Below are 18,915 nucleotides of genomic sequence, written 5' to 3'. Positions count from 1 at the left end.
AAATTGGATCCAATCCAAACAAAAAAATCCATGGATGAACCAGGGATTTTAGCGAAACATTCTCCATTTTTGTGTGAGATAGCGCCAAATGTCTTCCAGCATGACGAAACTTTCTTTGCGATCCAGCTTATTTCCAACATAAAAACCTACAAGAACGATAAATCCAAAGATCAACATATCCCAAAAACCAAAGAATAAATAAATAAAACCGAAGAATATTCCCGCTGACACTCCGATTACTTTGCCCCTATGGAACTCCCATAGTTCATTCCACATATGTGGATTCACCTCTATTCGACCCGGCTTTTAAACGTTGGGGCAGATTGCACGATGTTCGCTACGAATACGGTTACGGAAGCTACTGGAATACCGGTAATATCTTCTATGTAACTTTTCACTGTGCCTTGCATGTCTTCAGTCAGTTCTGGAATCGAGCTTTCCCCATCTACAATCGTTCTAATGGTAATTTCTAACCCGGATTGATTCACTCTAACACGTGCACGTAGATCTTTGGCACCTTTCGTGCGACCCGCTGCTTTCAGCGAAAGATTCTCGACCGTCTCGATAGATATGCGAATATCCCCAAAATCGGTACGTTGATCAATGGATGGCGCTTGGGAACGACCGCGACGAAGTGTTACGACAAGGAATCTTACAGAGATCAGTCCCATAATCAAGCTAACGATAATACCCGGATACGCATAACTCTTTTCGTAATAGAAATGGCTAAGCGTTGTACTTGCTTGATCGAGTGGGATCCAGCTTGATGCTGTGAACAATACTAAGATCGATGCGACGAATATGATTAGGCTATAGAAAAGTAGCAAGAGCCTGTCCACAATTTTACCCACTACGCTTGTCCCCTTCCTAAGTTAGAGGAAACCCCCTGCAACCTGTAGGGGGTTTCAATTGAAACATATAGCTCAGCTTTACCGCCTATTTCACACGATGGGCAGTTGCTGGTTCTTCTTCAACCGGTTTATCCGCCTGTTTAAAGTGAACATCATGAATGTGTACATTAACCTCAACAACATTCAATCCTGTCATGGATTCAATCGCTGTCTTCACATTGTTCTGAATATCACTTGCAACTTCTGGAATACGATTTCCATACTCGATGATGATGGAGACGTCAATGGCAGCTTCACGTTGTCCGACCTCTACCTTTACGCCTTTGGACAAGTTCTTGCGTCCAAGTAATTCAGCAATGCCGCCAGCTAATCCGCCACTCATCCCCGCTACTCCTTGCACTTCCACCGTTGCCAAACCGGCAATGATTTCGATAACTTCGGGGGCAATCTGGATGCTGCCCATGTCTGTCTTGACGTAATCCGGAGCGATTGTGCTCATTGTGGCACCTCCTAAAAGTTTTGCGCCAGCAACACTGGCTTGAAAAGATTTCACTTAAAATTGTGAGGCAAATTCGCCCTTTAACATATAAATGGGATAAGCCATCTTAATTTATTAGTATAACATTTCGGTAAAAATATGACAATTGATTACTACGATTCTGGATCGTTCACATCGTGCTCTTCCAAGAACTTAATATCGTGATCACCACTGATAAATTTCTTATGTTCAAGCAGCTTCAAATGAAAAGGAATCGTCGTATTTACACCATCCACAGCGAACTCATTGAGCGCTCTTTTCATCCGATTAATCGCTTCTTCACGCGTACTTCCCCAAACGATAAGCTTCGCGATCATGGAATCATAGTGTGGCGGAATCGAATACCCCGGATACACAGCACTATCCACACGAACACCGAATCCACCTGGTGGCAAATAAAACTTCACTTGACCTGGCGAAGGCATGAAGTTCCGGTTCGGATCTTCCGCGTTCACGCGGCACTCGATCGCCCATCCATTGATGCGGACATCATCTTGGCTGAAAGATAGTGGATTCCCCTCAGCAACACGAATCATCTCTTGGATAATATCAACGCCTGTGATCATTTCTGTCACAGGATGCTCAACTTGAATGCGCGTATTCATTTCCATGAAGTAAAAATTACCATCCGGACCTAGCAAGAACTCCAACGTTCCTGCTCCCGAGTAATTCACTGCTTTCGCGGCACGCACAGCCGCCTGCCCCATTGCCTTACGTGTTTCTTCCGTAAGAATTGGACAAGGTGCTTCTTCAACAAGCTTTTGTCTACGGCGCTGTACAGAGCAATCACGTTCACCTAAGTGAACGACATTGCCGTGTTTATCAGCAAGGATTTGAATCTCAACGTGCTTCATACCAGTTAAATACTTCTCCAAGTAGATCCCTGCATTACCGAAGGCATTCTGCGCTTCTTGTTGAGCTGCCGTAATCTGTTGAACAAGTGTTTCTTCGTTTTCCGCAATACGGATCCCTTTACCGCCGCCGCCTGCTGTTGCTTTAATAATAATCGGATACCCGATATCACGTGCAATACTTACAGCATCATCAATATCCTCAACTAACCCATCTGAACCCGGGATAATGGGAACTCTTGCTTCTTTCATCGTTTGCTTCGCAACTGCCTTATCACCCATGCGGGAGATAGCGTCAGGTGAAGGACCGATGAATGTGATATTGCAGCTCTCGCAAATTTCTGCGAAGTCAGCATTTTCAGCAAGGAATCCGTAGCCTGGATGAATGGCGTCGCATTCTGTTAGCGTTGCGACACTCATCAAGTTAGTGAAGTTCAAATAGCTGTCTTTGGACGCTGTTGGCCCGATGCAATAAGCTTCATCCGCCAAACGAACGTGCAGTGCTTCACGGTCTGCTTCCGAGTACACAGCAACGGTATAGATGCCAAGTTCACGGCATGCACGGATAATACGAACTGCAATTTCTCCACGGTTCGCAATAAGTATTTTATGAAATTTCATGATTTGCCCTCCTAAGAGCTCTTCCTGCGAAAAGCTTGCGTTGTCAGCATAAGCTTGCAAACGCAACTATTCCGGTCTAACCAAAAATAAAGGTTGTCCATATTCAACGAGTTGACCATTCTCAACGAGAACTTCAACAATCTCGCCTTTTACTTCAGCTTCTATTTCATTCATTAGTTTCATAGCTTCCACAATGCAAACAACAGTTTTATCTGTTACTTTAGAACCAACGCTTACGAATGGCGCAGATCCTGGAGAAGCAGATTGATAGAAAGTCCCTACCATCGGAGATACGATCTTATGTAAAGATGAATCCTCTTGCTTGGCTTGTCCGCTAGCAGTTACGGGCACTTCAAGTGCAGCTGCTGGCGCTGTATTTGTGTAGTTGGGTTGAGCAATCGGTGCGTATGTGTGTTGAACTGGAGCGGATACATAAAGAGGCTCCGCTTTATTCGGTTTACGAATGGAAAGGCGTGCACCTTCATTTTCAATTTCAAGTTCTTGTAAAGAGGATTGATCGACGAGTTTAATTAACTCTTTGATTTCACTCAATTTAAACATTCAAGTCACTCCTTTAGACGTTGGTGAATCCTTAAAAAATGCGTTTTCATATCCGCAACGTATGTATTATACCCATAAACGAACGAAATGGAAAGAGTCCAGTTTATTCGGACCCTTTCCATTACCCATTTGTGAAGCACAAACTTCACTAGAATCCCTACGGACGCACGTATTGAATCTTGATATTTTCTGGCATTGCACCCAATTCTTTCACAACCATGTCAACGATGGAAACGCCTTGGCTTTTCTCTAGTTTATCAGCTTGAACCGTCACTTTCCATTTGTTTCCATCTTGATTAATGACTGCTTGCGGGAAGTCTTGAATCAGAAGATCTTGTAGATTTTCAATTTTATCTTGCAGATCGGATAAGGCTGACAAATCATTCGTTGCCTTGGCCACTGCTTCAGGCGTTTTCTTCGTATCCAAAATGATCGTCATCAGATCTGTGGAAACTTTGCTGAAGTAATTGTTTTGTTTCACTTGTTCGTTCGTGAAGTAGTCATTTGCACTCGTCGTTTTGGCTTGCTCTTCTACTTGTTTCAACACTTGATCATCTGTTTTGGACGTTGTAGGTTTGCTTGCATCTTTTGTCGTAGTTTTGGAGTTGTCTTGTGTAGTTGTTGCTTTAGCGTCTGATTTTGTAGAAGTTTGCGGTGTTGTTGCTTTCGTGTCGGATTGTGTACTTGTGCCAGATGTTGCTTTCACATCTGTTTTCGCACCTGTAACTGGATCCACTTGCGTCATATCAATCTTTACTTCCTGCGACTGTGTGATAGCATCTGAAGATGCCAGATCGAGCTTATTGACGTCCTCAGTAAACAGATAATACGCGGAGAGCACCACCATCAAGCTGAGCATCGAAACGAGCCAAATTGTTTGTCTTTTTGCATTCATTGTTTATTCCTCCTTAGAATAGTTAGCTAATTTAAATGATTAATTCCCTGTTTTTCGCGGCAAAATAGAAATTTTACCGGCTTGAACATCCATGCCTCGCTCAACGGCTTCCATAATCATTTTCTTCACCGTGAGATTCTCTGCGCCTTTCGCTACAACAATGACACCTCTAATTTTGGGCTTAATGTATTTGAGCACAAGCGGTTTCTGGTCACCTGATACTTGATAAATAACGACTTCACCACTTCGCGTTACCTGGGATATGTTGCGTGTTGCTCCACCATTGTCGCGTTCTGTCGTCATGGTCTGATTATCGTTATAATTTTTGTCGACGGTCATTTCTTCCGTTGATTCAATGGTAACGAGCACTTCCACTTCGCCAACACCGACAATTTGCTGCAGGATGCCCTTCAGTTGGTCACTATAAGCTTGTTCATAATCATGAAAGCTTGCGTTTTCCTTCGATGTGCTTCCTGCAAAGGTTTCCTTACTTTCCGCTGGAGGAGACGCTCTGCCTGTGCCAATGGGATCCAGATCTTTGACATTTATAAATGTGTTGATAATCATTAGCGCAGCTCCTAAAAGCCCAACCATGATGACCCAAAGCAACGTATTCTTACGCTTAGGTCCACCTGGTCCGCCGCCGAATTTGTGCTCCATCCATTGCAGCAATGTTCCCATCGATTCACCTCGCCATCCGTCCTTTGCTTTGTACTGTTTCAATCTCAATTTTGGCAAGATCTACAGACCAATTCTTCGAAATATCTCGTTTGAGTCGATCCTTTTCTTGCTCATTAGGCTGCGATTTAAGATTTGTCTGCAGGTTATCTTGAGCAGGACGATCTTGCACTGCCACAGCAGCCCCAATCTTGATGGGATCTACTGGTTTGACTGGCTCCATTGCAGCAATACTCTTACTCTTGACTATCTCTTGTTGCTTCGCCTCTATATCATCAAGGGTCACCTTTACATTGGTAATGCTGGGTTTCCCATTATTGTCTACCTGCACCTGAACTTGTACTTCCTGAACTGACCATTCTGTTTGTTTCTGCAAGTCCTCTTGTATCAATCCAGCTAATTGGGTTTGTACGATTTGTTGCGTTTTCTTCCGTTCTCCTTCTTGAATCGTATTGGCATCCTTCGTAATGGCTGCCAATGACTTCATTTGCGTCTGATTGCCGCCATATCCACCTGCTAGCATCACTTTCTCATTCTGCTCCTTCTCTGCTCGACTGAGCAGCTGATCCAAATCCCAATCCTTTTGGAACAGCTGAAGCACAGGGGTGAGCAGTGTGAGTAGAATGAATAAACTCAAAACTGTCTTCACATACCGTTGCATGGTATTGCTTGGAAGCAGTAGATCAACAAACGTTGCAAGCATAATGACCATAATGACCGTTTTCAGCCATCCTGCTAACCAATCCATCGCGGAGCTCCTTTCACCTCATCATGACGGAGACATTGCTAATTGTGATCATGATGGTTAGGGCAAGAAAAAACATTAAGCTGACTGCCGCTAGTGCTGCAAACACATAGATTAAACTTTTGCCTATCGTTTGTAGACAAGCAATGATCGGGCTATCTCCTAGTGGCTGCATCAATGCTGCTGATAAGTTGTAAATAAAAGCTAGCGTTAAGATTTTGATCGCTGGAAACGCGCACAAGAGAACGAGGATGACTACGCCAACAAGTCCTATGGCATTTTTGACAAGTAAAGAGGCTCCTATTACCGTTTCCGTTGCGTCTGAGAACAAGCGACCTACAACAGGTACGAAATTCCCGGTTATGTACTTAGCTGTTCGAATCGCTACACCATCTCTCACCGCACCAGCTGTCCCTTGAATGGAAATCACGCCAAGAAAGACCGTTACGAAAACACCTAGCATACTTAAACTGACAGTGCGCAGCAGGTTAGCTAACTGGGTAACCTTAAACTTATCGCTGAGAGAGCTAACGATGTGCAGCACGGCTGAGAAAAACAAGAGCGGGAAAACAAACACATATATCGCCGTTCCCACGGAGTGAATCATAAACACGATGAGAGGATGCAGGATGGCCACGGATGTCACATTGCCCATCGATGCTAATAACGTTAGTAACAATGGCATGATGGCGAACATGAATTGAATCATGGATGATATGGCTGTCTTGGCGTACCCGATTGCAACACTGAAGCTGTTAATGGCAATGATAATCAATACCATATACGTGATCGTGTAACCTAGTTTGCTTACGGTATTTCGTTCAAACGAGCTCTGAAGGGTTTCCAAAATCATGCTAAAAACCGTCAACACAACAATGGAAGCCAGCAGCTTGCCGTTGATGATAATTTCATGAAATACATAGCTCAGAAGCCCTTTAAAAATACTCTTCATACTAATGCCCTTGGTCCCAAGAAGAAGTTCCATGAAGGTTGGAGGTTTGCTCTCCGGGAAATACCCGCCATATTCCTTCATCAACTTATCCCAATACTGCTCGACTGGCTCTGTATCCAAACGGTTCGCTTGCTCCTGGATAATCATATCTGTAGGCGATTCAGCCGTTAAGGAACCCGATAAACCAAGCCACAGACCCATCGTTACAATAAATAATAAGATCCACCGATTGTTCAGCTTCTGGTGCGAATAAAGTAGGTTCATGCGTGTCACTCCTTAGGTGAATCTTCTAAGCAGGGAGCAGTTTAACCACGGTTTCGATGATGACCGTAATTATTGGAATTGCCATTACCATAATGAGCACCTTGCCTGACAGCTCGATTTTGGAAGCAATGGAATCTTGTCCTGCATCCCGAACGATCTGTGCGCCAAATTCAGCGATGTAAGCAACGCCGATAATTTTCAGAATCGTTTTGAGGAACACGAGGTTCACATTCGACTTCACTGCTAAGTCCTCAAGGACTCCGATAACCGAAGAAATTTTGCCTATTAAGAACAAGAAAATAACGATCCCTGTAAAAGCGGCTAATAAAAAGGCGAACATCGGCTTCTGTTCCTTGATAATGAGCGTCAAGATTGTGACGATGAGTCCTAAACCTACGATTTGGATGATTTCCATCAGACCACCTCATTGGAATAGGAAAATAGTTTTAATTTCTTTAAACAAGTTATCGAGCATACTGACGACCATAAAAAGCACGACCACGAAGCCAATGACCGTGACCCAGTGTGCCATATCCTCTTTTCCCATCTGCTTCAGCACCGAATGGATCATCGCGATAATGATTCCAATGCCGGCAATTTGGAAAATGGCGTTCACATCTACATTCATTCCTGGCACCTCACTCCGACTTCAAGGAACTTGTCATGCAGGGATTCATATACCCCGCTAGTACATTAAAATCACGACTAACGCTCCGATTAGGACACCGAGGCTCTTCCACATTTTCTCGTAGCGCTGCTGTTCATCTCTGGCATCGGTTTCTTCTGATTGCAGTTGACTAATCGCGAGTCGCAAATGCTTGATTTGATCACTACGATCCGAAAGTCCCAACACAGGTCCTAGACCAAGCATTACTTCTTGTTCGGCTTGCCTCATCGAGGTTCTCGCCCAAACTTCTTTGACTGTCTTCTGCCATAGATCCTTGGTCGACTCTCCGTTACTTCCCAGTAAACGTTCAGACATTAATCGAAATAAGGTAGAAAGAGGATCAGCAACTTGCTTACTTAGCGAAGCGAACGCTTCAGGAAGCGGCGTCAGCGCATACGCAATTTCAGTTTCCATTCTTCCTAGCGCGCTAATGAGTCCTCGAATTTGCTTAGGTCGCCTTACATAGTGAGCAGCCTGCATAAAACCGTACATGGAAGCTGCACCGAAGATTAGAACTCCTCCAACAAATTTCAGCATGCGCAACATCCTTTGCTTTCGTCATCCATCTCCCATTGGCTTTCCTTCATGATCCAAGATTCGAAAGGAAGCAGAGGCTCCTTTTCTTCGCTGCAGAATCACAAACTTCGTAAACACACCTGCTCCCAGCAATTCCCTGAGTACCGGTCGTCTACGGACATCTTCGTAGCTTGCTCCATGTGCTGTCGCTAACACCCGAATCCCGGTGTGAATGGCTTCATGAATGGCATCAGCGTCCTCACTTCGGCCAATCTCATCTACGATGAGCACCTCGGGTGATAAGGAACGAATCATCATCATCATCCCTTCGGCCTTGGGACAACCATCTAACACGTCTGTACGAGGTCCCAAGTCGAATCTCGGTACGCCTTTGACACAAGCAGCAAGTTCGGAGCGTTCATCGACGATACCTACTTTTTTACCGTTAAGCGTGCTATTCCTAGCCCCCCACTCTCCTCGACTAATCAGTCTAGCCAAATCACGAATTAAGGTCGTCTTTCCTTGCTGCGGCGGTGAAATGATTAGGGTGTGGTGAATGTTTCCCATGTTCTGATCCATTAGATAGGGCAGTATCCCCTGTCCCACACCTTGCATTTCGCGTGCAATTCGAATATTAAAGGAACTCACATCGCGTATTTGTTTCACTTGACCTTGATCGAGAATCGTACGCCCAGCAAGTCCCACTCGATGACCGCCTGAAACGGTGATATAGCCTCTCCGCAGTTCCTCTTCAAAGGTGTATAACGAATGATTCGTAAGGATCTCAAGGAGTGTCATACAATCTTGCCTAGACGGTTTGTACGCCAAAGCTTCTTGGGTGATCATTTCCCCACGTTCACTAATAAAGGCATATCGGTCAGCCCAACTAATTTCAAGGGGACGCGACTCTCTCACCCTAATCTCTTCCACACTAGCTTGTACGTTCGGAGGAAGTTCGCTCAGCATGAATCGGATGTTCTGCGGCAACAAATGTGAAATACTTGCTAACATTGGGAGACAGCCCTCCAAGTTGTCCAGTCTTCTATATTTATTTCTATGCTTACTAGAAAGAAATATGACCGATTACTTTTTAATAATCCCAATGAACAAACAACTGACGCCAGCTATGATCCACAGCATCTTTCCATAGGAAAGCTTATCGGCAACGCCTACTAATCCGATTGTCGTCGTAGTTAATAGTACTAGAGGACCTACTAGTGCTAGAGCTGAATTCACCAACAGCGCCTTCTCGATCGTCGCCAGCCTAAGCATGAGAATAGCGGCAATGATTTCGATACTCCCAGACATCAACCGCAAGGAAGCCATCGTGACTACGATTTTGTTCATCAATTCCTACACCTCCCGAATGAATGTATAGCACTTGCAAACGAAGCTGCATAATTCAGCGTCATAATCGCTTCGAAAAGCACACGCTTTTCCCTACCTTATGCGAGCTCGTCTCATTTTAGGCATGCTGGGCACCTCCATTTGTGCTCATGCATATGCTGTACACATAATTGATCCTTCGAAGGACAGTGAGGAGAATTACCGATGGAAGTGACCTCTCAATTAAAATGGAACCCGGTTCTAGCCGACCCTACAGGAAAAAGGCAGCTCAAACCAAGAACGTTGGGGAAAACGATGGTGATGGATAAGGGACTTGGCATGCTTGCCTTTCAGGATTTGCTCCAAACCTCCAGTAACCATGTGGATATGATCAAACTTGGATTCGGCACTTCACCGCTTTATCCACAATCCGTGCTGCGAAGCAAAATAAACCTGGCCAAAGAGAACAACATTCTCATTTACCCGGGAGGTACTTTTCTAGAAGTTGCAATATCACAGAATGCAGTAGATTCATTTTTTGATATGATACTTGCACTTGGCTTTAATGGCATTGAAGTGTCCGATGGCACCATTCAAATGGATCGTAGACAACGGAATATGTTAATAGCCAGAGGGATAGATGAAGGATTAGAAGTCGTTACGGAGTATGGCAAAAAAGGTTGGGGCTCCTCTATCGAGTTAGCAGAATTAATTGATACCGTCTTAATTGATACGGAATTAGGCGCTACCCTTGTTACGATTGAAGCGCGTGAATCCGGTATGGGTGTTGGTATTTTCGATGGGGAAGGGAAATGCAAAGATGAGGAATTGCATAGCGTGATGACTTCTGTATCAGGTTATAAGCTCTTATGGGAAGCACCGCTCAAAACTCAACAAGTGCACCTCATTAACTCCCTCGGTCCTGATATTCACTTGGGCAATATTTCCCCAGATGAAGTCATTGCATTAGAAGCTTTGAGGCGTGGACTGCGTTCTGACACGTTGTCTTTAGGGAAGAAATAAACGGCTGCATAGTCCTATTAGGACTCATGCATGTATCCAAAAATATAGCTGATTAATTTAGGTAAAACCTAATAGCGTCTATATTTGCAGAAAGGATTAGCACATGCATATCGAGGTGATCGCCAACATCGGCGAAGCAAGAAGTGATGAGTTTCTTAATAAAACCGTCATTGTCATTGATGTTTTACGTGCAACTAGTACAATCATCACCGCTTTGATGAATGGAAGCCGGGGTGTAGTCCCTGTTGATACGGTTATCAAGGCAAAGGAATTGGCGAGAGAAGACGATTTACTGGGCGGGGAGCGCTATTGCAAAAAAATTCCTGGTTTTGATTTCGGCAATTCGCCACTTGAGTACACGCGTGAAGCCGTACAAGGCAAACGTATCATCTTAACGACGACCAATGGCACAAGAGGCATTCAAAAAGCAATAAAAGCTGACCGTGTCCTTGCAGGAGCTATAATTAATGGCAGAGCCTCTGCTGCGGCTGCTATCGACCTTAAACGGGACACGGTGATCGTATGCGCGGGAACACAAGATGTGTTCTCTTTGGAAGACGGAATTTGTGCTGGCCTCATCCTAGATGAAATCGCAGGTTTACTTGGTGAGCCGCATATGATGACGAACGACTTTGGTCTAGCTATGCGAGGTTGCTATCTTGAAGCGAAATCTCACTTATTCGAGACGATACTGGCTTGCAGCAATGGTAAGAAAATGAAAAAGTCCGGCTTCCTCGCGGATGTCGAACTTTGTTCGAAGACGAATCTAACGGATTGTGTCCCTGTTCTGGAACACGATCAAATGGTTCCTTTTGGGCGTTAGTCCCCCTTCCCCAGCGTTCTAAATACAAGCCCCCCTCATACACTTAAATGACGATGATGAGGACAAGGGGTTATGTATATGAATGGGGATATGCTCTTAGTTATTTTAATCATAATAGGACTCATTGGCCGTTCGCCGATCATTACAACTGCGGCATGTCTTTTACTTGCCATTAAGCTAATTGGGTTAGATCGTTATTTCCCTACCATGGAGCGAAGAGGTCTCGAGCTAGGTTTACTGTTTCTGACCATCGGTGTTTTGATTCCATTTGCAAGTGATCGCATTTCGATGAAGGATATCCTCTCCGTCTTCACAACATGGCCTGGCATCATTGCCCTCATAGGCGGAGCGATAGCTACCTATATGAATGGAAAAGGTTTGGAGCTACTAAAAGTAGACCCACAATTAATTGTGGGTCTTGTGCTTGGTTCTATATTCGGCATCTTATTTATGCGCGGTATTCCGGTAGGTCCACTAATGGCTGCCGGAATAACGGCATTTCTATTGAAGCTTGCCTATTTCATTGCAGAGAAATTCCACTAAAATATTCCCGATTATCTGCGATCTTCTGGTCCACCAACGAAAGCTTGCTCCGCTGTATCTAAACCGTATGCCGTGTGAAGTGCACGGATTACATCTGTCAAGTTCGTATTGTCAATGACACAAGACATTTTAATCTCTGATGTACTTACCAACGAGATCGTAATGCCAAGATCAGAAATAACTTTGAACATAGTAGCTGCCACACCTGGTGAGCTAACCATACCAGCTCCAACGATGGAAACTTTAACAAGATCAACTTCGGAGGTTACTTCACGGAAACCAACTTCAGCACGAATTTGTTCAATAACATCTAACGCTTTTTCACGATCCGCCAATGTCGTTGTGAAAGAGAAATCCGCAGATCCGTTAATTACACCGCTCTGAACGATAATGTCCACGTCAATTTGCACTTCAGCAAGCGCTAAGAAAACTTTCGCAAGCTGGCCTGGTTTCTCAGGAACACCCAGAATACTAATTCTTGCTACATTTTTGTCATATGCGATGCCACGAACGACGATCCCTTGCTCCATCACTGCTTCCTCCTTCACATTGGTGCCTTCATTGTAATTAAAGCTTGAACGTACCACGAGGGTCACGTTGTAATTTTTCGCGTACTCCACAGCACGAGGATGAAGGACTGCAGCCCCAAGATTGGCAAGCTCCAACATTTCATCATAGGAAATCTCGGCAAGCTTTCTAGCTACTTTCACAATCCGAGGATCCGTTGAGTAGATACCATCCACATCGGTGTAAATTTCGCAAAGATCCGCTTTAATTGCTGCAGCCAGCGCAACAGCTGTTGTATCGGAACCGCCGCGGCCGAGCGTTGTAATCTCACCAGCTTCCGTCATCCCTTGGAAACCAGCTACGATAACAACATTTCCTTGCTCAATCGCATTGAGAACACGATGTGGTTGAATATCAGAAATTCTTGCCTTTCCGTGTACGGGCTCTGTATAAATGCCACTTTGCCACCCGGTGTACGAAACCGCTTGCTCACCAAGATTATGTATGGCCATCGATAAAAGCGCTACGGAAACTTGCTCGCCAGTCGACAATAACATATCCATTTCACGAGCCGGAGGGGCTCCATCGTAAATTTGCTTGGACAAGTCGATTAAATCATCCGTTGTATCACCCATCGCAGAAACGACAACAACACAGCTGTGACCAGCTTGTTTACGCTCTACGATTCTTTTTGCTACTCGTTTCATTCGCTCCGCATCACCGACAGAGCTACCGCCAAATTTCATCACTATAAGAGACAAAGCTGACCCACTCCTAACGCATACTAGTGCATAACAATTCAATATTATAGCATACAAAAGCTTGCCTGTGGCAAGAAATGAAAAAAAGCCTTTCAGACCCCAGTGAGTCAGAAAGGCTTATCCCATTAGTTGCTTGCGCGTGAAAGGTATTTGCCATCATCCGTATCAACGGAAAGAACATCGCCTTCATTAATGAACAGCGGCACCATGACATTAAGACCTGTTTCCACTTTTGCATTTTTCAAAGCACCTTGTGCTGTGTTTCCTTTAACGCTTGCATCTGTTTCAACAACTTTCAAGTCAACGCTCTTCGGAAGGTTAATCCCTAGAATTTCGCCTTGGTAGCTCATGATCTTGATGTTCATGTTTTCTTTCAGGAAATTCAATTCCCATTTCAATTGTTCGTGGGAAAGTGAAATTTGATCATACGTTTCTGTATCCATGAATGTGTAATCGTCGCCAGCTGCGTACAAGTATTGCATTTCACGGTTCTCGATGTGAGCACGTCCAACGTTCTCACCTGCACGGAACGTACGCTCAACAGTGTTGCCGTTACGTAGGTTTTTGAGTTTGGAACGCACGAATGCAGCGCCTTTACCTGGTTTAACGTGTTGGAAATCTAGAACTGTGAAAATATCATGCTCCACTTCAATTGTAAGACCTGTTTTAAAATCGTTTACTGATATCACTTGTAAATCCCTCCGCTAGTCAATGATAAGAAAATCTTTGGTAGAATGTGTAAGTATTTTAATGCCGGTCTCAGTAATTACTACGTCATCCTCAATTCGTACTCCGCCAAAATCAGGGAGATAAATACCAGGCTCAACAGTAACAACCATACCAGGAGTTAAAATCATATCTTCGGTTTTCGACACACGTGGAGATTCGTGTACTTCCATCCCCAGCCCATGTCCGGTTCCGTGACCGAAATAATCGCCATAGCCGCGCTTCACAATCACATCACGTGCGAAAGCATCGCCTTCTCTGCCCGTAATGCCCGGTTTCAGGTTGGCCAAACAATTCAACTGAGCTTCCAACACAATATCATAAATTTCTTTATGTTTAGCTGTTGGCTTCCCTAGCATAACCGTTCTAGTGATGTCAGAGCAATAACCTTTATAATACGCTCCAAAATCCAATTTGACAAATTCGTTTCCTTGGAGAATGCGATCACTTGCTTTCCCGTGTGGTAATGCTGAACGCTCACCAGATGCTACGATCGTCTCGAAGGATGTCGAAGTGCCTCCGTTTTTACGAATAAACACTTCAATTTCTAGTGCGATATCTAACTCTTTGACACCTGGTTTAATGAAGTTAAGAATATGTGAGAAAGTTTGATCGGCCAAATCAGCCGCTTCCTGCATCACTTGTAGTTCTGCTTCATCTTTCACCATTCGAATCAACTCAACAAGTCTTGAAGTGGGTACAAATTCAATCCCTGTCAGTCCCGATTGATAGTTGAGGAAATCACCATAAGTGACGTCACTTTGCTCGAAACCAAGCTTCGTGATCCCTTGCTGCCCCAAGAGTTCTCTTACGGACTCAATCGCCTTGGCTTTATGTTCTACCACTTCAAACAGTTTAGCTTGTTGCGGCGCTTGTGTCATATAACGGAAATCGGTTAATAAAATGGCACGGTCTAGCGTAATAAGTACATAGCCAGATGAACCGGTGAAACCAGATACATATGTACGGTTATATGCGTTCGTGATGAGTAGTGCTGGTAAATCCTGCTGCTGCATAGCCTCGCGAAGACGTTCAATACGTTTCTCCTGCATCCAAATCACCATTCCTTCTTAAAGTTTTGCTGAAGCAAAACGAACTACGTAAGCATTTGCTTACAGATGGGGTAGTAAAGCTCGTAAACCAAGTGCATAGCTATCTGCCCCAAATCCACAGATTTGACCAATTACGACGGGTGCAATGACCGAATGATGACGAAATTCTTCACGTTTATGAATATTCGAAATATGTACCTCTACCGTTGGCAATTGGACCGTAGCAAGCGCATCACGAATCGCATAGCTGTAGTGCGTGAAAGCACCTGGATTCATAAGTATGCCATCTTTTGTACCGTAGGCTTCGTGAATTTTGTCAATAATCTCGCCTTCATGGTTAGATTGAAAGCATTCCAATTCAAGCGAGAACTCGGATCCAAGCTTTTGCAAACCTTCAATTATGGTTGTAAGTGTCATGGTTCCATATACGCCAGGTTCACGTATGCCAAGCATATTCAAATTCGGACCATTCAAAACTAGAACCCTTTTCAATTGGAAATCCTCCCACAACAATCGTCATAGGCAACTAACCCTTTAGGGCTAATTAACCTTTGATATTTTACCATAACTTTCATGTCTTGGGTATAGCCTCTGTCGTTCTTGCGCTTGTATATTCAATGGCGATCGAATACCCAATAAACATCCCCCATACGAGGAACAAACAAGCATCACTGATAATCGTATTCAGTTCTAACTCCGTAATCCAGTACACCATCCCCGTGATCGGCCCGACAATCAGATAAATGATCGCCCACCATAGTGCACCATAGCATATTCCCCAAAAAGGACTGCGCAATTTCGACATGGTGACCATGTAGATGAAGGCAGCGAATATCGAGAATAGCATAAACACGATCCATCCCAAAAAAAGTCCCATCCACGTATTAAAGAAATCATGTTTGAAAAAAGGTTCAACCAGAAAACCAATTCCTATTGTTGTGAACTTAAAGTAATGCTCAGTGATTTTGAGGGCACCCCAGATTAGTCCGGCAAAAAAACCGATATATAGCACAAATACCCAACGATTCGTCTGTTTTTTCTTCGAGCTATGCGCACTTGTCATCTGCGATCTTCCTTTCTCTACCGATACGGCTTGTCTTTCCATCAGCAATCATAGTATGTTCTGTCGCAATCGGTAGCATTCAACAGTTGAATCCGTTACAATAAGAAAGTGAGTAACTGAATTCGAGAAAGATGAGAAGGTGAATCTTGTGGCAGAACAAAACAGTATATACGGAGGACAAGCCGTCATCGAGGGCGTCATGTTCGCAGGAAGAAATGTGCATGTAACTGCTGTGCGCAAAAAAGACGGTTCCCTTGATTTTTTAGAAGTACCCAAGAAAGTGACTCCATGGGTTCAGGGACTTAAGAAAATTCCTTTCGTACGAGGAATTGTTGGTATTATCGAGTCCAGCGCCAAAGGTGCACAGCATCTGAATTTCTCCGCTGAGTCATTCGCGGAGCAAGAAGGCGAAGCTAAAACGGCGAAGAAAGAAGAGAAATCTGGTATTTTCTCTAGCATCTCCATGGTTTTAGGCGTTGCTTTCGTCGGTGTCCTTTCCTTTTTATTCGGAAAATTTATTTTTACTTTAGTTCCCGCTATTGTTGAACAGTTTTTGTTTCAAAATGTATTTAGCAATCAGATTCTTCATAATCTTATAGAAGGTGTTATTAAAATTATTTTGTTGGTGGGATATATTTACTTCATCTCACTTACACCTATGATTCGGAGATTATTTCAATATCATGGCGCAGAACATAAAGTGATCAGCGCTTATGAAGCAGGTATGGAATTAACCGTAAGCAATGTGCAAAAGTTCAACACCCTTCATTACCGTTGTGGAAGCAGCTTTATCGTATTTACCGTTTTGATCGGAGTTGTCATCTACTCTTTCCTTCACTATGACGGCATGGTCGAACGTATTGTGCAGCGTTTAATTTTGTTGCCTTTAGTGATCGGTGTTTCTTATGAGGTACTGCGTTTTACGAACTCCCTACGTGATGTACCTGTTCTTCGTTATCTAGGTTACCCTGGTCTTTGGCTTCAATTATTGACAACCAAAGAACCGGAAGATAGCCAAGTCGAGGTGTCCATTGCATCTTTTAACCGCATGCTAGAAGCGGAAAAACGAATTATGGAGGGACGGGCATGAGAAGAAAGTTTTCTCCGGTTGAAATTGCCATAGGCGTTTTAATTGCAATAGGCTTGCTCGCTAATTTCAGATTTTTTCTCATACCTATATTTGTACTTGGCGTCATTTTCCTTCTGTATAAATTCCCACCTTCCCGTTGGAAGAAACCTTCCGTTCCTCGTGGAGCTGAAAGAGGGAAAACGAAAAACGCGAAATTCCGCGTTATCAACGGCTCCAAAGATTCGGATAAGGATGATTTCCCGAAATATCACTAAACCAAGGATTTATGTGGAGGTCGCATCACATATTTCTCATAATTTTCTTCATAGGTGCTGGCAGACCAACTTTTGAAGTACGCTTTAGCCGCCAAGTAGCCCGACTCATACAGCGACATGCTTAATTCTTTGGAGATGGTGAATTGTGTGTTCCCAACACCTAAGGTAGGAATTTTCACGGTTCGGAAGCGATTCTTCTGTTCAATGTAGCGCTCATCATGCGCACTCAGCATTGTGCTGAAGAGTGCCTCCAGCATCGTAATAGGTCCACGGATCGTATGTGTTGGCGTATCACTCTTTCCAACAAGTTGGAAGCCAATAACAGGAATGAGCTTGGTACGCGGCATTTCATTGTCGAATACCCAAAGTGGAAAGTTGCTTAACAAACCGCCATCCACGATATAATTAAACTGCTCTGAGAACGGCTTAGCCTTCTCGGAGCTTTTTATATTCCGCCGAATTCGAACAGGATCGAAGAAATAGGGTATGCTTGTGCTCATCCGTACGGCTTTGGCAACGGAAAGCTTGCCCGGTTCTATGCCATATTGGGTTATATCATTCGGCAGAACCAATAGTTTGCCCTGTGTGATGTCTGAAGCAATAATGCGAAGCTGATTGGGCTGAAGATCCCCGAACGTGCGAACGCCTTTTGCCGCGAGCTGTTGATTGACCCAATGTTCCAAGGCTTCCCCGGAATATAGTCCTTTTTTAAGCAATAAGCGTGCCGCGGGTCCAACAATCTTCGTATTGAAAATAGGAGAACGTTGCATAAACGACTTGAAGGGCGCTCTAAGGATTAATTCCCTCATCTCTTCCCCAGTATAACCAGCTGCCAACAAAGCCGCTACAATCGATCCAGAGCTTGTACCTGCGACATTATGAAAGGTATATCCTTGTTCAATGGCTGCACTGACACCTCCCGCCAAAGCAATCCCTTTGACTCCCCCACCTTCAAACACGCCGTTAATCTTCATACCCTGCATCCTCCCATAGCTCTATTTCGTAGGGCTTCTTAGGTATGTATGCGAGAGCAGTTTGTTTGTATTCCCACAAAAAAAGACAGAGTACCTTAAAAGGTCTCTGCCTAGTTCTCTGCCTCTAATTCTTTACGAACATTCATAAGTTCATCTGCTCGACTGGGGTCTCTTCGAAAGTATTCCAACAAGGTTTCAATACACGTAATCGAATCCCAGCTTAAATGATGTTCTATGCCTTCGACATCCTTATATATATTATCCTCATGGACACCAATTGTCGTTAGGAAATTTTCCAGCAGCTCATGACGATCCATCAAGCGTTTGCCCATCTTCTTCCCTTTTGGCGTAAGGATGAGACCGCGATATTTTTCATAGATTAAATAATTATCTTTATCTAATTTTTGAATCATTTTAGTCACGGAAGAGGGGTGCACTTCTAGCCCTTCAGCAATGTCGGAAACACGAGCATAACCTTTCTCATCGATAAGCTTGTATATTCTCTCCAAATAATCTTCCATACTTGGCGTAGCCATTGCTATATTTCCCCCTGCTGTGCGAATTTCAAGCGATACTGCCTTCCTATCATAATCCATCTACCTCGATGCGGTCAAATCTCCCATGATTTCAAAGC

26 protein-coding genes are annotated in these 18,915 nt (G+C 44.0%); 5 read left to right on the top strand and 21 right to left on the bottom strand.

Annotated features, from left to right (window positions below):
* Positions 1 to 48: 48 nt before the first annotated feature.
* The 14 genes from AC58PV_RS08135 to AC58PV_RS08070 form a co-directional block, all read right to left on the bottom strand.
* Entirely contained in the window at positions 49 to 276 is a 228-nt protein-coding gene (locus AC58PV_RS08135) for a DUF2273 domain-containing protein (protein WP_497431758.1), read from the bottom strand.
* Positions 277 to 290: 14 nt separating this feature from the next.
* Positions 291 to 851, bottom strand: a complete 561-nt coding sequence (gene amaP, locus AC58PV_RS08130; RefSeq protein ID WP_497431757.1) for an alkaline shock response membrane anchor protein AmaP — start codon at positions 849 to 851, stop codon at positions 291 to 293.
* An 85-nt stretch (positions 852 to 936) separates the two neighbouring features.
* Entirely contained in the window at positions 937 to 1,350 is a 414-nt protein-coding gene (locus tag AC58PV_RS08125) for an Asp23/Gls24 family envelope stress response protein (protein WP_497431756.1), read from the bottom strand.
* A 152-nt stretch (positions 1,351 to 1,502) separates the two neighbouring features.
* Positions 1,503 to 2,861 (bottom strand): acetyl-CoA carboxylase biotin carboxylase subunit, encoded by a 1,359-nt coding sequence (gene accC / locus AC58PV_RS08120; RefSeq protein ID WP_497431755.1) that lies wholly within the window; start codon positions 2,859 to 2,861, stop codon positions 1,503 to 1,505.
* A 66-nt stretch (positions 2,862 to 2,927) separates the two neighbouring features.
* Positions 2,928 to 3,422 carry an acetyl-CoA carboxylase biotin carboxyl carrier protein gene (accB, locus tag AC58PV_RS08115; RefSeq protein ID WP_497431754.1) on the bottom strand — a complete coding sequence of 165 codons (495 nt, stop codon included), beginning with the start codon at positions 3,420 to 3,422 and terminating at the stop codon, positions 2,928 to 2,930.
* Positions 3,423 to 3,579: 157 nt separating this feature from the next.
* The gene (locus tag AC58PV_RS08110) at positions 3,580 to 4,317 is read right to left on the bottom strand and encodes a SpoIIIAH-like family protein (protein ID WP_497431753.1); all 738 of its coding nucleotides are present in this window, start codon (positions 4,315 to 4,317) and stop codon (positions 3,580 to 3,582) included.
* A 39-nt stretch (positions 4,318 to 4,356) separates the two neighbouring features.
* Complete coding sequence (gene spoIIIAG / locus AC58PV_RS08105) at positions 4,357 to 4,998, bottom strand: stage III sporulation protein AG (RefSeq protein WP_497431752.1); 642 nt, start codon at positions 4,996 to 4,998, stop codon at positions 4,357 to 4,359.
* Between the two features lie 4 nt (positions 4,999 to 5,002).
* The gene (spoIIIAF, locus tag AC58PV_RS08100) at positions 5,003 to 5,743 is read right to left on the bottom strand and encodes a stage III sporulation protein AF (protein ID WP_497431751.1); all 741 of its coding nucleotides are present in this window, start codon (positions 5,741 to 5,743) and stop codon (positions 5,003 to 5,005) included.
* Between the two features lie 13 nt (positions 5,744 to 5,756).
* A complete protein-coding gene (gene spoIIIAE / locus AC58PV_RS08095) occupies positions 5,757 to 6,956 on the bottom strand; it encodes a stage III sporulation protein AE (RefSeq protein WP_497431750.1) in 1,200 nt (399 codons plus the stop codon).
* 25 nt (positions 6,957 to 6,981) lie between these two features.
* Entirely contained in the window at positions 6,982 to 7,371 is a 390-nt protein-coding gene (gene spoIIIAD / locus AC58PV_RS08090; protein WP_057312229.1) for a stage III sporulation protein AD, read from the bottom strand.
* 9 nt (positions 7,372 to 7,380) lie between these two features.
* Complete coding sequence (spoIIIAC, locus tag AC58PV_RS08085) at positions 7,381 to 7,584, bottom strand: stage III sporulation protein AC (RefSeq protein ID WP_056614718.1); 204 nt, start codon at positions 7,582 to 7,584, stop codon at positions 7,381 to 7,383.
* A gap of 57 nt (positions 7,585 to 7,641) precedes the next feature.
* Positions 7,642 to 8,160, bottom strand: a complete 519-nt coding sequence (gene spoIIIAB / locus AC58PV_RS08080) for a stage III sporulation protein SpoIIIAB (RefSeq protein WP_497431749.1) — start codon at positions 8,158 to 8,160, stop codon at positions 7,642 to 7,644.
* A 21-nt stretch (positions 8,161 to 8,181) separates the two neighbouring features.
* On the bottom strand, positions 8,182 to 9,150 hold the full coding sequence (gene spoIIIAA, locus AC58PV_RS08075; protein WP_497431748.1) for a stage III sporulation protein AA: 969 nt from the start codon (positions 9,148 to 9,150) through the stop codon (positions 8,182 to 8,184).
* Between the two features lie 72 nt (positions 9,151 to 9,222).
* Complete coding sequence (locus tag AC58PV_RS08070) at positions 9,223 to 9,486, bottom strand: YqhV family protein (RefSeq protein ID WP_420848521.1); 264 nt, start codon at positions 9,484 to 9,486, stop codon at positions 9,223 to 9,225.
* Between the two features lie 204 nt (positions 9,487 to 9,690).
* Here AC58PV_RS08070 and comA point away from each other — a divergent pair, with 204 nt between their 5' ends.
* The 3 genes from comA (at position 9,691) to AC58PV_RS08055 (ending at position 11,854) form a co-directional block, all read left to right on the top strand.
* Positions 9,691 to 10,488, top strand: a complete 798-nt coding sequence (gene comA / locus AC58PV_RS08065) for a phosphosulfolactate synthase (protein ID WP_497431747.1) — start codon at positions 9,691 to 9,693, stop codon at positions 10,486 to 10,488.
* Positions 10,489 to 10,591: 103 nt separating this feature from the next.
* A complete protein-coding gene (locus AC58PV_RS08060) occupies positions 10,592 to 11,311 on the top strand; it encodes a 2-phosphosulfolactate phosphatase (RefSeq protein WP_497431746.1) in 720 nt (239 codons plus the stop codon).
* Between the two features lie 78 nt (positions 11,312 to 11,389).
* Positions 11,390 to 11,854 carry a DUF441 domain-containing protein gene (locus tag AC58PV_RS08055; protein WP_497431745.1) on the top strand — a complete coding sequence of 155 codons (465 nt, stop codon included), beginning with the start codon at positions 11,390 to 11,392 and terminating at the stop codon, positions 11,852 to 11,854.
* Between the two features lie 11 nt (positions 11,855 to 11,865).
* Here AC58PV_RS08055 and AC58PV_RS08050 read toward each other — a convergent pair whose 3' ends face one another.
* The 5 genes from AC58PV_RS08050 to AC58PV_RS08030 form a co-directional block, all read right to left on the bottom strand.
* Complete coding sequence (locus tag AC58PV_RS08050) at positions 11,866 to 13,122, bottom strand: aspartate kinase (protein WP_497431744.1); 1,257 nt, start codon at positions 13,120 to 13,122, stop codon at positions 11,866 to 11,868.
* Between the two features lie 125 nt (positions 13,123 to 13,247).
* Positions 13,248 to 13,811 carry an elongation factor P gene (gene efp / locus AC58PV_RS08045; protein ID WP_068662005.1) on the bottom strand — a complete coding sequence of 188 codons (564 nt, stop codon included), beginning with the start codon at positions 13,809 to 13,811 and terminating at the stop codon, positions 13,248 to 13,250.
* Positions 13,812 to 13,826: 15 nt separating this feature from the next.
* Complete coding sequence (locus AC58PV_RS08040; RefSeq protein ID WP_497431743.1) at positions 13,827 to 14,900, bottom strand: M24 family metallopeptidase; 1,074 nt, start codon at positions 14,898 to 14,900, stop codon at positions 13,827 to 13,829.
* A 60-nt stretch (positions 14,901 to 14,960) separates the two neighbouring features.
* Entirely contained in the window at positions 14,961 to 15,392 is a 432-nt protein-coding gene (gene aroQ, locus AC58PV_RS08035; RefSeq protein WP_497431742.1) for a type II 3-dehydroquinate dehydratase, read from the bottom strand.
* Positions 15,393 to 15,471: 79 nt separating this feature from the next.
* The gene (locus tag AC58PV_RS08030; RefSeq protein ID WP_497431741.1) at positions 15,472 to 15,963 is read right to left on the bottom strand and encodes a YqhR family membrane protein; all 492 of its coding nucleotides are present in this window, start codon (positions 15,961 to 15,963) and stop codon (positions 15,472 to 15,474) included.
* Positions 15,964 to 16,162: 199 nt separating this feature from the next.
* On the opposite strand from AC58PV_RS08030, the gene AC58PV_RS08025 reads away from it, so the two are divergent.
* Together AC58PV_RS08025 and AC58PV_RS08020 are read left to right on the top strand one after the other, a co-directional pair.
* Positions 16,163 to 17,053 carry a DUF1385 domain-containing protein gene (locus AC58PV_RS08025; RefSeq protein WP_497431821.1) on the top strand — a complete coding sequence of 297 codons (891 nt, stop codon included), beginning with the start codon at positions 16,163 to 16,165 and terminating at the stop codon, positions 17,051 to 17,053.
* The gene (locus AC58PV_RS08020) at positions 17,050 to 17,307 is read left to right on the top strand and encodes a hypothetical protein (protein WP_497431740.1); all 258 of its coding nucleotides are present in this window, start codon (positions 17,050 to 17,052) and stop codon (positions 17,305 to 17,307) included. Before AC58PV_RS08025 ends, AC58PV_RS08020 begins: the two co-directional genes overlap by 4 nt.
* Here AC58PV_RS08020 and AC58PV_RS08015 read toward each other — a convergent pair.
* A complete protein-coding gene (locus tag AC58PV_RS08015; protein ID WP_497431739.1) occupies positions 17,304 to 18,281 on the bottom strand; it encodes a patatin-like phospholipase family protein in 978 nt (325 codons plus the stop codon). The genes AC58PV_RS08020 and AC58PV_RS08015 overlap by 4 nt on opposite strands.
* Positions 18,282 to 18,391: 110 nt before the next feature.
* Positions 18,392 to 18,817 carry a transcriptional regulator MntR gene (mntR, locus tag AC58PV_RS08010; protein WP_056614749.1) on the bottom strand — a complete coding sequence of 142 codons (426 nt, stop codon included), beginning with the start codon at positions 18,815 to 18,817 and terminating at the stop codon, positions 18,392 to 18,394.
* Positions 18,818 to 18,915: the final 98 nt, after the last annotated feature.

This window comes from Paenibacillus sp. J22FR83 (assembly GCF_059691955.1).
The sequence above is the reverse complement of the archived record's forward strand: the minus strand, read 5'-3'. Positions and strand labels throughout refer to the sequence as shown.